This window comes from Streptococcus sp. LYSM12 (assembly GCF_004569635.1).
Taxonomy (GTDB): Bacteria; Bacillota; Bacilli; order Lactobacillales; family Streptococcaceae; genus Streptococcus.
Genome location: NZ_SPOZ01000003.1, coordinates 1 through 15545, shown reverse-complemented (window position 1 = coordinate 15545; position 15545 = coordinate 1). Strand labels below are relative to the sequence as shown.

Here is a 15545-nt window from a genome sequence, read left to right as displayed (position 1 = left end):
TGCAGCTCCTTGTAAGGATAGAAATAGTCAGAAAAGGGAAACGAATCTAGTGAATTGGTGTAATCCACATCTAAATGCAAGACATGTACCAGCAGTCCTAAAAATCAGAAAGTAAGAGCAGCTTTTAAACATTACAGTAAACTACTGAACATATCGTTCCTACTGGTTCTAAGTCCCTACAAGCGTGCATTTAGCCATCCTCAGTGGGATATCGACAGTCTAAAGTAGACTGCTGAAGCTTAGAAATAAAACAAGTCGTACTCGCGTCAAACATTCTCGTATCTTGTATTATCGAATTTCTGCTCCTATTTGACTGAGAGTTGCAGAGATTTTTTCCATGTACCTAGCGACTTCTTCATCTGTCAGACTATCCTGAGAATTTTGGAACGTCAAGTTGTAGGCCATTGATTTTTTACCCGCCTCGATATTACTACCCGTGTAAATATCAAAGAGGCTAATTTTCGTGAGGTATTTAACCTTGGCAGACCGAATAGCATCTAGAATCGCTTGGTGTTGAATCTCCTGATCTACCAAGAGGGCAATATCTCGACTAACAGCTGGAAATTTTGAAATCTCAACAAATGGTTCAGCAGGTCGAAGCGCAGCCTCAATCGCATCTACATTCACCTCTGCCACATAGGTTTCTGGAATGCCATAATTTTTAGCAACTTGGGGATGGACCTGTCCAACAAAACCAATCACCTGACCGTTTAACACAATCTGAGCAGTCCGCCCTGGATGAAGTGCTGCGAGATGGCTAGTCGCCACATAATCCACTGCAAGTGAATACTTGGCAAATAGAGCTTCTAACACTCCTTTAGCATGGAAGAAATCAACAGGATTTGCTGCTGTTTGGAAATCTTTTTCTGTCACAAGTCCTGTAAGAGCAAAGGCAAACTTTGTCATTTCTTGAGGTAAATCTTGGCTTGGACTTCCTGCCTGTTCAAAGACTTTTCCGATTTCATACAAGGCTAAATCCTTGTTTTTACGAGCCACATTATAGGCAACCGTCTCGAGTATTCCTGAAATCATATTTTGACGAAGAGCCGAGCGCTCTACTGTCATTGGCCACATCAATTCTGTTACAGTTGTTGGTGCTAGGCTAAATTCAACAGCCTTTTCAGGGGTCGTCAAAGCATAGGTAATAATCTCGCTCATCCCAGCTCCCTCAGCTACTGTGCGAATGTGACGGCGAAGCTTTTGGCTAACTGTCAATTCACCTGCTGTCCCATCTTCTTTTGGCAGGGTTGTAGGAAGATTCTCATATCCATAAATCCGCGCAATTTCTTCTACCAAATCTGCTGGAATGCGAATATCCCAACGGCGGCATGGAACTTGAACTGTGAAGTTCTCCTCATCACCTGCAATCTCCATGCCCAAACGGTGGAAAATAGCTGCGATGTCGCTGTAGACTAAAGTCGTTCCCAAGGAACGATTGACATAGTCCAGACTAGTTGAAACAGGTACAGGACTGGTCTCCACTTCTCCTGCAGAAACAAGACCTGCCAAGACTTGACCACCTGCCAATTCTGCAATCATGCTCGCTGCCCTATCCATCGCTGCTATCACATCTGCTACATTAATTCCCTTTTCAAAACGAGAAGATGATTCCGAACGAAGATTCAAACGACCAGATGTTTTCCGGATTGATTTTCCGTCAAAGAGAGCTGCTTCCAAGACGATATTTTTAGACTGAGCATCGATTTCTGTTTCTGCGCCACCCATGACACCACCGAGAGCAACAACCTTATCCGCAACGGAAATAACGATGTCATCTGCTATCAATTCACGCTCTACCTGATCCAAGGTCACCAGGCTTTCCCCATCCCGTGCATCGCGCGCTACAATCGTCTTACCTTCAAATTTATCCAAATCAAACGCATGCATTGGTTGTCCGAAATAAAGCAGGATATAATTGGTCACATCGACCACATTGTTAATCGGACGAATCCCTGCATTCATCAAAAGATTTTGCAACCATTGAGGACTCGGTGCAATCGTTACATTTTCAATCACGCGCGCATGATAAACTGCCACTTTCTGAGATTCAATTTTCACCTCAATCACATCACTGGCTTTCTTTTCTATTTCAACAAGTGGAAACTCCTTAAATTGAACCGTCTTGTCATAAATCGCTGCAACTTCATAGGCCACCCCACGCATAGAAAGTGCATCTGCTCGGTTTGGTGTAATGGATAATTCAATCACTTCATCATCCAAACCAAGATAGGAGAAAACTTCCTCACCATTGATTGCATCTGCTGGTAAAACCTGAATCCCGTCCGCAAATTCTTTTGGAATAACAGCATCTGAAATCCCCAACTCACCGAGCGAACAAATCATGCCGAGCGATTCCAAACCACGGATTTTTCCCTTTTTAATCTTATAATTATCTGCAATGCGTGCGCCAGGGAGTGCTACTATGACCTTGATACCTGCACGAACATTTGGCGCACCACAGATGATTTGGCGCGGTACGTCTTCCCCCACATCCACTTGGCAGACATGAAGATGCGTATCTGGTACATCTTCACAAGAGAGGACTTCTCCCACCACAATTTTTGACAAACCAGTTGCAGCAGAAGTCACACTTTCTACTTCAATTCCTGTCGTGGACATTTTTTCAGCCAAGTCCTTACTCGATACTTCAATATCCACTAACTCTTTTAACCATTTATAACTTACTAACATCTTACTTCCTCATTTTTCTTCCATTATCTGCTTTTTCAGAAGCCAGTCAATATCTACTCTTTATCCTGTCACGTACTCGTGCTGACTAAAGCGTTCAAATCCATACTTGACATAAAACTGCTGCGCTCTCACATTCTTCTCCCAAACTCCTAGCCAAGCCCAAGTAAAACCAGCTTCTCTAGCCTGCTCTAAGGCAAATTCAAACAAGGCCTTACCAAGACCATAGCCTTGGTGGGATTTTAGGACATAGATTCGTTGAATTTCAAAGGCATTTTCTAACTCATGTTCGGTCTGAGCTTGACCCCAGTTAACCTTTAGAAAACTAACTGGCTGTCCCTCATGGAGAACAAAATAGTGGGCAGACTCTTGATGATGCCATTCTTTTTCCAAGGTCTCAAGAGCTAAATCATGAGTATAAAAATGCTCCAAATCTGCTTTCTTGATAAATTCGCCAAAGGTTTCCTCAAAAGTCTGTATCGCCATTTCCCTAAGCAAGGGAAGATCTTTTTTCTCGATTTCAACAATCATCTGAACATCTCCCTATTTGAATTGCTCAGAAAAACGAACATCACCTTGATAGAAATGACGGATATCATTGATACCATAGCGGAGCATGGCAATCCGTTCCTGGCCAAGACCAAAAGCAAAACCAGAATATTCAGTTGGATCAATCCCACTCATTTCAAGAACATGAGGATGTACCATTCCAGCACCTAAGATTTCAATCCAGCCTGTCTTCTTGCAGACATTGCAGCCCTCACCACCACACTTGAAACAAGACACATCAACCTCAACTGACGGTTCTGTAAATGGGAAATAAGACGGACGAAGACGGATGTGACGGTCTGCACCAAACATCTTCTTGATAATCATCTCAAGCGTACCTTTCAAATCTCCCATGGAGACATTTTTCCCAACAACCAGGCCTTCAATCTGGTGGAATTGATGGCTATGGGTTGCATCATCGGTATCCCGACGGAAAACCCGCCCTGGGGAAATCATCTTGAGAGCACCTTTTGAGAAATCATGCTGATCCATGGTTCGCGCCTGAACGGGACTGGTATGGGTCCGCATTAAGATTTCTTCAGTGATATAGAAAGTATCTTGCATGTCGCGGGCTGGATGATCCTTTGGTAAATTCATCCGCTCAAAGTTGTAGTAATCTTTTTCTACTTCAAAACCGTCAACAATCTGAAACCCCATGCCCAAGAAAATATCTTCAATTTCCTCACTAACCTGAGTCAAGACATGACGATACCCCTGTTTGACCACACGTCCTGGCAAGGTCACATCAATGGATTCTTGAGCTAATTGCTTCTTAATTTTTTCAGCTTCAACTAGTTCTGCGGTTTCTTCAAAAGCTTTCGTCAAGACATCACGGACTTCATTGACCTGCTTTCCGATAATCGGCTTCATCTCGTTTGACAAGTCTTTCAAGCCTTTCAATAAATCGGTCAACGAACCTTTTTTCCCTAGTACAGCGACTTTCAAGTCCTGCAAATCCTTAGCGTTTTCATGACGAATCTTTTGCAACTCATCAAGCGTTGATTGTTTTAATTCAGCTAACTGTTGTTCAATTGTTGCCATAGTTCCTCCAAAGTAAAAACGCATGACCACACTCAATCGGAGCGTTGTCACGCGGTACCATCCGTTTTCATTTGCATTTCTGCAAACCTTATTTCTAAGTCCTTATACGAGTGAATTCGACCTATTTTCACCGAATGAGCTTCCAGTCATGGCTCACCTCCCTAGACAGTTTCCCTAGATGTACTAGTCTCGCAGACTTCTATTCAATTACCTTTATTCTAGCAAAAACAGCAGGATTTGGCAATACTCTGTGATTGCTTATCCCCACAAATGCAAATTGGGTTCCCCCGTCCGTCAGGAATCATCTTCCGAAACTGCCAGAAGTGTCCACTTGGTCAGTATAGTTAGCTAGGTTGTTGTGAACATAGCTGTAGCTTCCGACTGAGGGGGGGCTGTTGCTTGACCCGCATAGCTATCCTCGGTTAAGAACGTCCCAGCCCTGCTATCATAGTATCTTGCACGCAGGTAGTCAAAACCTGTGATGTCCCTTGCTTCCCCATTGTAGGCAAACGGATTGCCTGTCTCGTCTGTTGACTGCTTGGCTGAACCGTAAAGACTATAGCTGCTTGACGCTACGACTTGTCCGTCCTTGGTCAAGCCGGTGACGGATCCTGCTTGGTTGCTTAGGTAGTGATAGGTATCTCCTGTTTCATGGTTGAGGTAAGATACTCTACCCTGTCCATAGGTGTAGGTCTCACGGGCTTTTAGCTCCCGGTCATAGGTCTGGAGAACCTCGATATGTGCCCGATTGACATCATTGACATAGTTGCGCTCTTCATAATAGTTGAATGTGTCCTCCCGTGTGGTGTAAGGGATAAGAACCTCTTTCACTTGAGAAGCATAGGTCACATCACCCTCGCCAGGGAGATTTCCTAAGTCTGGTGGGTTGACCACCAGTCCCTCACTACCCGCCCTGTCTTTCGCCACTTTCTGGTGGTAGGCGGTAGAGACATCGTCGAAAATCTCATGCCAAATAGTCCCAACGGTCTGTGGGAAGCTTGAGAGTGCCTGAAGCACATTCTGACTAAAGCCATACCAGAAGAGGCTGTGCTCCTCCCCATTTGGAGAAGTATAAGGAGATTTCTTCTTCTCCTCGCGTTTGAAGAGTTGATAGGTATGCTTACCCTCCTTGCGGCTGGCGGTAAATACGCGGTTATCGTCCCCATCATAGAGAGCGGCCATGAGAAGACCATCCTTATCCTTGACCGCAAGCAGACGGTTCTCCGTATCGTAGAGGTAGTCTAACTTCTCATCCTTCTTCTTAGAAGAAATCCGGTTGCCGTTCTTGTCGTAAGGCAAAAACGAACACCAGTTCCTAACCATTCTATCATGGCATTCTGTAACTAATAAAAATTTGTTTATGACCTATTTTTTATCCTGTTTTACAAATAAATAAGTAAGCCAATCTTTACTCCTTTGTTGTACTTTAATAACAAACTAGATAATTCCCGTGGTGTTGTCAAAAACACCTATGGAGGATAACTCCATAGGTGGGCGGGGGAGCTAGGAAAGAGAGGACGGAAAACGAGTAAATACCTCCTAGCGTTTTTAAAGTCCTTGATGACTAGCTCAAGCGCCTACAGCACCACGGAATACGAACTAAAATTCATTATTGAAACATCACATTTTTTTGCATCTGCATTATAATATTTCAAATATTATTGACAAAACCTAGCTTGCATAGATTATCATTTCGTCCACACTAGTATTTTAATTCCTTAATCCGATGAGATTTTAAAACGAAAATAGCCATATGGAAGATCTTCACAATCCAATGCACATATCTCGTACAGCCATTTCATCATTTGTGGAATTCCCCTTTCCATTAAAAAAGTCATGTAAGTTTGAATACTTTGTTGAAAACCTAGAACATCAGATTTTTCAACTAAGAAATGACTATTCTGCATATCTTCTAAGGTAACATACTTCTCAAGCAGTTTATACTCTGAATCTTTATCTAGCCAAAACATACAATCCTTTATGAATTCTTCTCTATCCTCAGGAGTTACTCGTGGTTGACACTTAATATACATCCCCCCCATATCGAATTCCTCTTGAGAATTTGACTTTGCATTTGCATAAAAAGGAATAATAGAAATATATTTTGTTGTTTCTTCTGCTTGTATAATCTCTTCAAGTATATCAAATAAACCTATTAATGTCGGATATATGCGATATTTGAAATCAAAATAAACAGTATGTGAATAAATAATTTCGTTGATTTTTCCCTTAGGTCTTTCTATCATTTTTTACTTTGGTCCTCTCCAGTCACTATCTTTTAAATCAGCAATTTGAATAACTTTTCCAGTACTATCATCAATTGCTACATAGTGAATATCATCAATATAATAATTGGTTACGCTACTATTTGTATATTTATTATACCCTTTTGTTGTTTTCACAGGATTGTTAATAGTATCCGCAATCATCTGATTATTCCAGCCTCTTTCTACAACTTGACCTAAATAATCTTTTTTTGAAAATTTATTACTAAATATAATATCATCTGCTATTACTTGATTAGACTTCTTTCTAACATCACCAGCTTTAGGCTTGTTAATAGGTACATCCGCTTTGACAGTTCTAGCTGATATCCCCTCTGAAACCGCATTAAGTACAAGATTGGTTCCAATACTAGCTGGTGTAACATTGCCACCTGTCGCAGAATCCACAAGGGTGTCCACTACCGTTTCAGAAGCAGTGTCCGCCCCATAACGGAGTAGAGGATTGGTAAGACCTGTGACATCACGGGCTTCACCATTATAGGCAAACGGGTTACCAGTGGTATCTGTTGTTCCAGTCGTTGAACCGTAGAGGCTGTAACGACTTGAAGCGATTGCTTGACCATCTTGACTCAAGCCTGTCACAGAGCCTGCTTGGTTGCTTAGGTAGTGATAGGTATTTCCTGTTTCATGGTTGAGGTAGAACACTCTACCCTGTCCGTAAGTGTAAGTCTCACAAGCTTTCAGCTCACGGTCATAGGTCTGGAGAACCTCGGTGTGTTCTCGTTAGTGTTCATTTTTAAAGAAAAAATTTATTTCATAACTTATTTTTTAGGTTTCTTATACGAATAGAATAAGGCAACTATATTCCCTTGTAGTAATAACTAATTAAAATCAGATACTATCTTTAAAACTTTCAAGTAATTTTTCCGCCTTATCCATCTCTACCAAAATGGGATTATTATAATCACTGAAACTATCTAAGTAAGCTCTTGTACTACCTATTAAGCTATCATTTTTATTTATATTATTAGATTTTAATTTCTGTTCAATCATTAAATATTTTTTCAACAGTAACTTTATGGTAGAAGAAGTATTATCCATATTGTTTAATAAATTAATCACTTTAGTAATCTGTCTTAATAATTGCCTAGATGCTATCATTACGGCCTTACCTCTCTAATATTTTTTATCCAATTAACATCCCAATTTTGAGGTAGTAATATTTGATCTACTCCCCCTGATAATAGCGTTCCACTCAAAGTCATTTGTTTTTCAACTTTACCAACATTCAATATCGTACCTTTAGGAATTAAAATTTCAGCCTCATGAGTTCTACTATTTCCCCACTGTGGTAATAAAGCACTATCAATTTTACTTTGTATTCTATTTACTGCTGGACTACTTGTTGCAAATGAACCATTTTTATGAGCCTTACCTCCAAAAACTCTATAAACTAGCATATCTTCATCGGTTCTCACAGTTTTATACTGACTCCCTTCAAAACTAGCTTGAATAAAAGAAGGTAGAGTTTCTTTATCAATTACTGTGACTTTTGAATCTATATCTATAGCATTGGTATAGGTTCCACTGACCGATTTATCACTACTCCTAGGCTTGCCTGTATTAATATCTATTTTTCCACTCTTAACAGTTCTAGCTGATACACCCTCCGAAACCGCATTAAGTACAAGATTGGTTCCAATACTAGTAAGTGTAACATTGCCACCTGTCGCAGAATCCACAAGGGTGTCCACTACCGTTTCAGAAGCAGTGTCCGCCCCATAACGGAGTAGAGGATTGGAAAGACCTGCTGTGCTACCTGTAAGGACACTGCCGAAACCTCCCGTCAAGCCTCCTGAAGTAAAGCCATTCACAGCTCCATTCCAAGTATTCTTGGCAATGGTCTTAGAACCTCTATTGGATAGAGAGCCCTCTACCAAGCCATAAGTTGCTCCACCTGCTGCTCCACTAACAGCTCCTATTCCTACTCCAATCGCAAGCGTTGTCCCCACCCCTACTGTTCCCAGTGCTAATGCGGAAGAACTAACTCCCAACATTCCTGCAATCACAGGGGCTGCTGCTCCTGCTGTCACCACTGTTACGGCTACGGCTGCTACGGTAGCTGTCGCCACAATCGCTACTTTCTTCCAATCAACTTTCTTCAAGGACTTCATGGTCTGCTTACCGACACGCTCGGCTGTCTGACACACATGAGTGTAAGTCTCTTTCAGAGCCTTGCCCCAGTTTCTTAAAAGGTTCGCTGCTTCACGGGTTTTAGGAGTACCATAGTGTCCGGTTGATTGTGCATACTCATTTCGAATCTGCTGCTGACGATACCGGATCGCTTGAGCATGGGCTTGTGCTCTGACTTGTGATTCCTGTTGCTGAATATACTGATAAGCGGAAGCTGTTGGAACATAGGTTGGGACATAAGTGTAACTATACACACCTGTCTGTTGCTGACGGATTTGATGAGCCTTATTTTCAGGTGTATTAGGCGCATAGAGGGTGCCATTCTCATAGTTAATCAGTGGTCTTGGTTGAGTATATCGAGGTTTCCCACCACCTAAAAGCATGGTAAACGGAGAAGAAGCGACATGCCCACTTGGGTCAGTATAGTTAACTGGATTATTATGGACATAGCTGTAGCGGTTCTGACTGAGGGGGTCTGTTGCTTGACCCGCATAGCTATCCTCGGTTAAGAACGTCCCAGCCCTGCTATCATAGTATCTTGCACGCAGGTAATCAAGTCCTGTGATGTCCCTTGCTTCCCCATTGTAGGCATAAGGATTGCCTGCCTCATCTGTTGACTGCTTGGTTGAGCCGTAAAGAGTATAGCTGCTTGACGCTACGGCTTGTCCGTCCTTGCTCAAGCCTGTCACAGAACCTGCTTGGTTAGTCAGGTAGTGGTAGTGTTTGCCCGTTTCATTATTGAGGTAGGAAAGGCGTCCCTGTCCATAGGTATAGGTCTCACTGGCTTTCAGCTCACGGTCATAGGTCTGAAGAACTTCGGTATGTGCCCGATTGACATCATTGACATAGTTGCGTTCCTCATAATAGTTGAATGTGTCTTCTCTCGTGGTGTAAGGGATAAGAACTTCCTTGACTTGGCTGGCATAGGTCACATCACCCTCGCCAGGGAGATTTCCTAAGTCTGGTGGGTTGATGACAAGTCCCTCATCATTGGCTCTGTCTTTCGCCACTTTCTTGTGGTAAGCAGTAGAAACATCGTCAAAGATATCGTGCCAGATAGTCCCAATGGTCTGTGGCAAGGTAGAGAGCGACTGTAGAACGTTCTGACTGAAACCATACCAGAAGATACTATTCTCCTCACCAGCTGGTGCTGTGTATAGAGATTTCCTCTTCTCCTCACGTTTGAAGAGTTGATAGGTATGTTGGCCCTCTTTATGACTGGCGGTAAATACCCTATTATCGTCCCCATCATAGAGGGCAGCCATCAAAAGACCATCCTTGTCCTTGACCACCAAAAGACGGTTCTCCGTATCGTACTTTACTACGACAAACTAAATAATTCTCCAAGGCTAGATGCAGTTGCCGTTCCCATCGTAGGTATAGATAATGGTACCCTCCCTATTCTCTATCTTAGTCAGATAGTCACTATCTTTAATAAATCATAATTACAATTGTTATCGATAAACTTCCATACTTAATACGGAGAAAGAATACTTTTGGACAAACTATTATTTATGACCATTTTTTCCACATTATTTGAAAAAATTCTCCAAAAATCTGCCTTCGATTTCACATACAATTGACAACGGTGCTTTCGTTCATCATTGTCCGCAATTTCTAAATCTAATTCCACCAGCATATCATCATTCGCTTTTTTTGGGTACAAGAGCATGGAAAAGCTTGGTGTATATAGTCCAGTCATCTCTCCAAAATTGATTCTCGTTTCGCTCTGTCCTTCAATATGCCGTTCAATACTTTTCATATTATTTAATAAGTCTACGGAAGAAATATAACAATATTGATACATCGTTACAAATTCGGTCACGATATCAATTTTTAATTCTAATAAATCTTCACAATCATCACGCCAAATAATTTCTAAAGAAAAATTATCCATTTGCACTCCTTACTTAAATTTAAAATCATCAAATGCTCCCGTCAATTTATTATAAACATAGTGGATATCCACTTTCGTTCCATCCGATAAAGTTACAATTCTTTGCATCTTAACCCACCCTTCTGTTCCCATCCATCTGGGATCTGTCATTTGTACATAAATTACTCTTTAATTATCATAAAAATAACTACCTGGTTTAGAAAAAGTATTATACCTAATATCCTCTAGCAAAATACTATTTGGACTAATTGACTTCCCACTAGTAGAATAGACTTCTAGCTCATCAATAAAACCATCGACAACATGTAGAAGAAAATCAACACTATCTCCATCAGGTTGAAAAACTAACATCTGTGCAGGAACTCTCTCCTCGTACGGAAATACAACATTTGATGTTGTTTGTAATTTTAAAGAGATAATTGGCTCCGAAATTTCAGAAATAACTACAGCTTCCCTTAGTTGTGTGGCAATAATTTCCTTCCCATCAAAAAAGGGTTTTAGCAATAATTTAAACCACGTCAGTTCTAGTTGATTTAATTTTCTAGACATAATAAATTCTCTTTCTATTTTGAAATAGGATAGAATGTTCCTACGTTTATTAAATTGTTATCTAATGCCTTAGCTTTATATCTAAATACTGTACCATCTATGACAATATCCTTCACTCTATACTCTCCAATTTTTAGAGGATTACTAATAAGATCATCCGCAATAGCTTTACTAATATCTGGTACCGTATATCCTGTTCCTTCTAAATGTCTTCCTCCATGACCAAAATTGATAGTCTTATCTCCAATCTTTATGGTTGATGTAGTCCCTCCGCCTCCTTTAGGAGGCGTATATCCTTTCGACACATCTGACACATCATCCACAGCTTCTGCAACTTTCAGAGCATCTTTAGTATCATCAACAGTATCCACAGCTTTCAAGGCTTTCGATGCGTCACTGACATTATCTATCGTATCAATCACTTTACCTGCTGTCTGGGCTGCCTTGATAGCTTTTCCGGCTTTGGCAAACAAAATCATATAACTAGCCAGATCAAAACCAAGTTCGCCTGCCGCAAACCAACGATTCGCCGTTTCTCCTGTTACAGGGTCTTTCCCTGTCCAAAGACGTTTGGCACTATACCAGCCACTGAGCTCTCCGCCAAGTATCTTGAGGAGTTTTTTCCCCTCTGCTCTTCTTGCTGCTATCTCTTTCTCAGTCAACTCTTTCGGTTTAGATGTAGATTTTGGCTGATAGCGAGAGCTTGAACCTGCCGTACCATCCCAGCTGGCAACACCTCCTAGATTCACCCCATAATTTGAACTATTGATGCCTTTAGTACTACTGTTGTTCCCTTTCGATGGAGCAGAAACATTCGGCTGATAGCGGGAGCTTGAGCCAGATGGACCCTCCCAGCTAGCAACACCTCCACCTCCAAAGCTAATCGGTTTCGGGGTAGAACCCTTATCCCTTGCCTTGGTTGTCCTCGGATTGCAGACATGCCGTATCGTTTCTTCTAGGGCTTTCGTCCAGTTGCGATCGATATTCTGGGCTTCTCGGGTCTGCGAAGTTCCCCAATGATGCGTAGATAGACCACTTACTCGTGCTTCTTGCCAACGATTCACAGCCGTATAATGAGGCTGATATGCCTTTCCAGTTACCCAATCATACGTTGAATGGGGTTGGCTTCCTATAGATGGTCTTGTAAAGGATCGTGCAGGTTGTATCTGACTACCTCCCCGACTTCCACCAGAAATAAACTCCGTCAGCTTATTCAACGAATGGCTAGCCAAATTCTGACCCGCATTCGAGAGATTCCCTACAAATCTCTCAGCCTTGTGATAGAGTTTCTTAGCACCATTCCACAAGTTATTGCCGAATTTCTTAGCACCTTTCCATAGCTTGTTCCAGAAGTGTCCACTCGGGTCGGTGTAATTCACCGGATTGTTATGGACATAGGCATAGCGGTTCTGACTGAGGGGGTCTGTTGCTTGACCCGCATAGCTATCCTCGGTTAAGAACGTCCCAGCCCTGCTATCATAGTATCTTGCTCGCAGATAGTCAAGTCCTGTGATGTCCCTTGCTTCCCCATTGTAGGCAAATGGATTGCCTGTTTCATCTGTTGACTGCTTGGTTAATCCGTAAAGACTATAGCTGCTTGAAGCAACTGCTACTCCCTCCTTGGTCAAGCCTGTTACGGATCCTGCTTGGTTGCTTAGGTAGTGATAGTGGTCTCCTGTTTCATGATTCAGGTAAGACGTTCTACCCTGACCATAGGTGTAGGTTTCCTTGGCGTTTAACTCACGGTCATAGGTCTGGAGAACTTCGGTATGTGCCCGATTGACATCGTTAACGTAGTTGCGCTCCTCATAATAGTTGAATGTGTCTTCTCTCGTGGTGTAAGGGATAAGAACTTCTTTCACTTGAGAAGCGTAGGTCACGTCTCCCTCACCAGGGAGATTTCCTAAGTCTGGTGGGTTGATGACAAGCCCCTCACTATTAGCTCTGTCTTTCGCCACTTTCTGGTGGTAGGCGGTGGAGACATCGTCGAAAATATCATGCCAGATAGTCCCAACGGTCTGTGGTAAGGTAGAAAGCGACTGAAGAACATTCTGGCTAAAGCCATACCAGAAGAGGCTATGCTCCGCAGTGTAAGGAGATTTCTTCTTCTCCTCGCGTTTGAAGAGCGGATAGGTATGCCTGCCCTCCTTGCGGCTGGCGGTAAAGACTCGGTTATCGTCCCCATCATAGAGGGCAGCCAGGAGAAGACCTTGTTTGTCTTTCACAGCTAAGAGACGGTTCTCCGTGTCATAGATATAGTCTAGCTGCTCATCATTCTTTTTGGAAGAAATGCGGTTGCCGTTCCTGTCATAGCTATAGGTGGTAGTGCCGTCCTTGTTCTCCAATTTAGTCAGGCGGTTGTTATCATCATAAGTATAGGTAGTCTTTTCTTCCTTACCGTCCACTTCTTCTGTGCTGGTCAGCTTGTTGCCAGCCAGGTCATAAGTGTAGGTATCCTGACGGTCGTTGATTTGGAGAAACTCAGTATGCACCCGATAACACTATATTAAACAGTTCTATTATAGCATGTTTTTATAAAAAAATTTATCTATACTCTATTTTATATCTTGTGTTACGAATAAATAGATAAGGCAAACTTACTTCCCTTGTTATACTTTTATGACAAACTAGATAATTCCCGTGGTGATGTCAAAAACACCTATGGAGGATAACTCCATAGGTGGGCGGGGAGCTAGGCAAGAGAGGACGGAAAACGATACATCGTATCCAGCGTTTTCAAAGTCCTCGCTGACTAGCTCAATCGCCTACAGCACCACGAATATACCACTTTCATCAAGTTATCTATAATATATTTTTCATAGCAATCACTCTATCAAGTATAAAGCACAACGACTTACAATTATTTCAGTAACTCTGATTCTTCTATCTTCAAATTTCCTAAATCTTCAAAAGAATAACGCTGACTACCTTTTTCAAACCAAGGCTGTAATAACATATCATGAAAAACAAAATTAGACCTATTCCTAAGCCACTCTTTGTTAAGATTATTTTCCGATAATAATTTCAATATATTATCATATTCAGCGATTCTAATATTGTTCTCGTCTTTTATATAAATCGTTTTCTCTATATCAGCTAATTGATAAGAATATTCAATAATTAATACTTTGTTGTCAATTAAATTAAACTGATATGTAAAAATAAACTTTTTCAAATCATCTATATAAATATATGCAGATTCATTTTTATTTAAATTTTTTAACCTATAATTTAAAATTGTAAAATGATTATTATCAGTAACATCATACGATACAGGACTATTTACCACATAACTATATTCCGGTACACCAACAATCTTAAAACGAGTAATTTCTGAATAAATCATTTCATCTATCGGGTTTTTTAGGCTAGTATATGTAACCATATACCAACCTACTATCACCATTACAGGAATAGATAAAAAACCTATTATTATCTTCAAGTATTTCAATGTTACCTCCTAGACTATTTACCAGCCTCTAATTTTAGAATAAAGTCATATGCTACAGGATTCTTGAACCGTAATTCCTCCATACTGCTAGCCTTTTCGGCAGTCAATAATTCATTTCTTACATAGTCAATACCAACAGACTGATTGAACAATTTTTCTCGGGTTATGTTGGTATTAGACAACATGTAGTAATATTCACTGCTTGCTCCAGCATAACTCAATCCACCTTGTTGCATTAACCAGACAATATTAACGGCATCCAAATCTGCTTGATAATCATCTACTCCTTGGCTAGGTTTTGCCAAAGCTTGACCTGTCACATCTCCTCGCCAACCTGACAATTCATTCGTAAAGGTGCGATTTTCCTGTCCCTTTTTACCATTAAGTTTTCCAATCATATCAGCCATTCTCGGCTTATCATATAAGTGGGTTGCAATCGTAATACTTTGATGAGTAAAATCATTTTTTCCTATCATATTTTCAATACCATATTGTACCTCTTCAGCACTTATCGTAATACCTTGATTTTTATAATTTTCAACTACTGATTGAACTGCACCGTCTCCCTGATACTCCTGTCTATCAACACCTGATAATCCGTGTTGTAACATTAATTGCCTATGCAAACGAGCATATTCCTCAAAAGTCAAACTATACTTTTTCATAATCTCTGATTTAGTATAACCTTGTCCAGCTGTCTCAGACCATAGTAATCCTTGATAGCTAACCCCACCAACTAAACGATTAAAGACATAATCCGCATTTTTACCCTCAACGTTTTTTATATTTTGATAGAGTTTCCACATAATATCAGTTGTCTCACTATCAAATCCATACTGTTTCTCAAGGTTATTCTTGAAATCTTGAGCGGCTGAAGTTTGACCTGGGGTAAACGTCACCTCACTCGCATAGACTGTCCCACCATTTGCTTTTGGAGCTATTTCACAGAAAT

General features: G+C 41.1%; 12 protein-coding genes and 1 pseudogene. All 13 read right to left on the bottom strand.

Annotated elements, in window-relative coordinates; genetic code table 11:
• Positions 1-288: 288 nt before the first annotated feature.
• Positions 289-2691: a phenylalanine--tRNA ligase subunit beta gene (pheT, locus tag E4T79_RS01260; protein ID WP_135026920.1), complete on the bottom strand. Its 2403-nt coding sequence runs from the start codon at positions 2689-2691 to the stop codon at positions 289-291.
• 60 nt (positions 2692-2751) lie between these two features.
• The gene (locus tag E4T79_RS01255; RefSeq protein ID WP_135026919.1) at positions 2752-3219 is read right to left on the bottom strand and encodes a GNAT family N-acetyltransferase; all 468 of its coding nucleotides are present in this window, start codon (positions 3217-3219) and stop codon (positions 2752-2754) included.
• 12 nt (positions 3220-3231) lie between these two features.
• Complete coding sequence (gene pheS, locus E4T79_RS01250; protein ID WP_135026918.1) at positions 3232-4278, bottom strand: phenylalanine--tRNA ligase subunit alpha; 1047 nt, start codon at positions 4276-4278, stop codon at positions 3232-3234.
• 348 nt (positions 4279-4626) lie between these two features.
• Positions 4627-5577, bottom strand: a complete 951-nt coding sequence (locus tag E4T79_RS01245) for an RHS repeat-associated core domain-containing protein (protein WP_228063751.1) — start codon at positions 5575-5577, stop codon at positions 4627-4629.
• A gap of 419 nt (positions 5578-5996) precedes the next feature.
• Positions 5997-6524 carry a hypothetical protein gene (locus E4T79_RS01240; protein ID WP_135026917.1) on the bottom strand — a complete coding sequence of 176 codons (528 nt, stop codon included), beginning with the start codon at positions 6522-6524 and terminating at the stop codon, positions 5997-5999.
• A gap of 3 nt (positions 6525-6527) precedes the next feature.
• Positions 6528-7208: a colicin E5-related ribonuclease gene (locus E4T79_RS01235; RefSeq protein ID WP_135026916.1), complete on the bottom strand. Its 681-nt coding sequence runs from the start codon at positions 7206-7208 to the stop codon at positions 6528-6530.
• 186 nt (positions 7209-7394) lie between these two features.
• Entirely contained in the window at positions 7395-7625 is a 231-nt protein-coding gene (locus tag E4T79_RS01230) for a hypothetical protein (protein ID WP_167752594.1), read from the bottom strand.
• 38 nt (positions 7626-7663) lie between these two features.
• Positions 7664-9988 (bottom strand): RHS repeat-associated core domain-containing protein, encoded by a 2325-nt coding sequence (locus E4T79_RS01225; RefSeq protein ID WP_135026914.1) that lies wholly within the window; start codon positions 9986-9988, stop codon positions 7664-7666.
• A 182-nt stretch (positions 9989-10170) separates the two neighbouring features.
• Entirely contained in the window at positions 10171-10593 is a 423-nt protein-coding gene (locus E4T79_RS01220) for a hypothetical protein (protein ID WP_135026913.1), read from the bottom strand.
• Positions 10594-10761: 168 nt separating this feature from the next.
• A complete protein-coding gene (locus tag E4T79_RS01215; RefSeq protein ID WP_135026912.1) occupies positions 10762-11142 on the bottom strand; it encodes a hypothetical protein in 381 nt (126 codons plus the stop codon).
• Between the two features lie 14 nt (positions 11143-11156).
• Entirely contained in the window at positions 11157-13634 is a 2478-nt protein-coding gene (locus E4T79_RS10935) for an RHS repeat-associated core domain-containing protein (RefSeq protein ID WP_167752593.1), read from the bottom strand.
• Positions 13635-14002: 368 nt separating this feature from the next.
• On the bottom strand, positions 14003-14593 hold the full coding sequence (locus E4T79_RS01205) for a TipC family immunity protein (protein ID WP_135026911.1): 591 nt from the start codon (positions 14591-14593) through the stop codon (positions 14003-14005).
• 14 nt (positions 14594-14607) lie between these two features.
• Positions 14608-15545 (bottom strand): annotated as a pseudogene (locus tag E4T79_RS10930) (hypothetical protein); the annotation flags it as partial.

What these genes read in the sequence shown, in the direction of transcription:
- pheT (WP_135026920.1), bottom strand. Translation starts at nt 2,691, where the DNA reads ATGTTAGTAAGTTATAAATGGTTAAAAGAGTTAGTGGATATTGAAGTA.
- E4T79_RS01255 (WP_135026919.1), bottom strand. Translation starts at nt 3,219, where the DNA reads ATGATTGTTGAAATCGAGAAAAAAGATCTTCCCTTGCTTAGGGAAATG.
- pheS (WP_135026918.1), bottom strand. Translation starts at nt 4,278, where the DNA reads ATGGCAACAATTGAACAACAGTTAGCTGAATTAAAACAATCAACGCTT.
- E4T79_RS01240 (WP_135026917.1), bottom strand. Translation starts at nt 6,524, where the DNA reads ATGATAGAAAGACCTAAGGGAAAAATCAACGAAATTATTTATTCACAT.
- E4T79_RS01220 (WP_135026913.1), bottom strand. Translation starts at nt 10,593, where the DNA reads ATGGATAATTTTTCTTTAGAAATTATTTGGCGTGATGATTGTGAAGAT.
- E4T79_RS01215 (WP_135026912.1), bottom strand. Translation starts at nt 11,142, where the DNA reads ATGTCTAGAAAATTAAATCAACTAGAACTGACGTGGTTTAAATTATTG.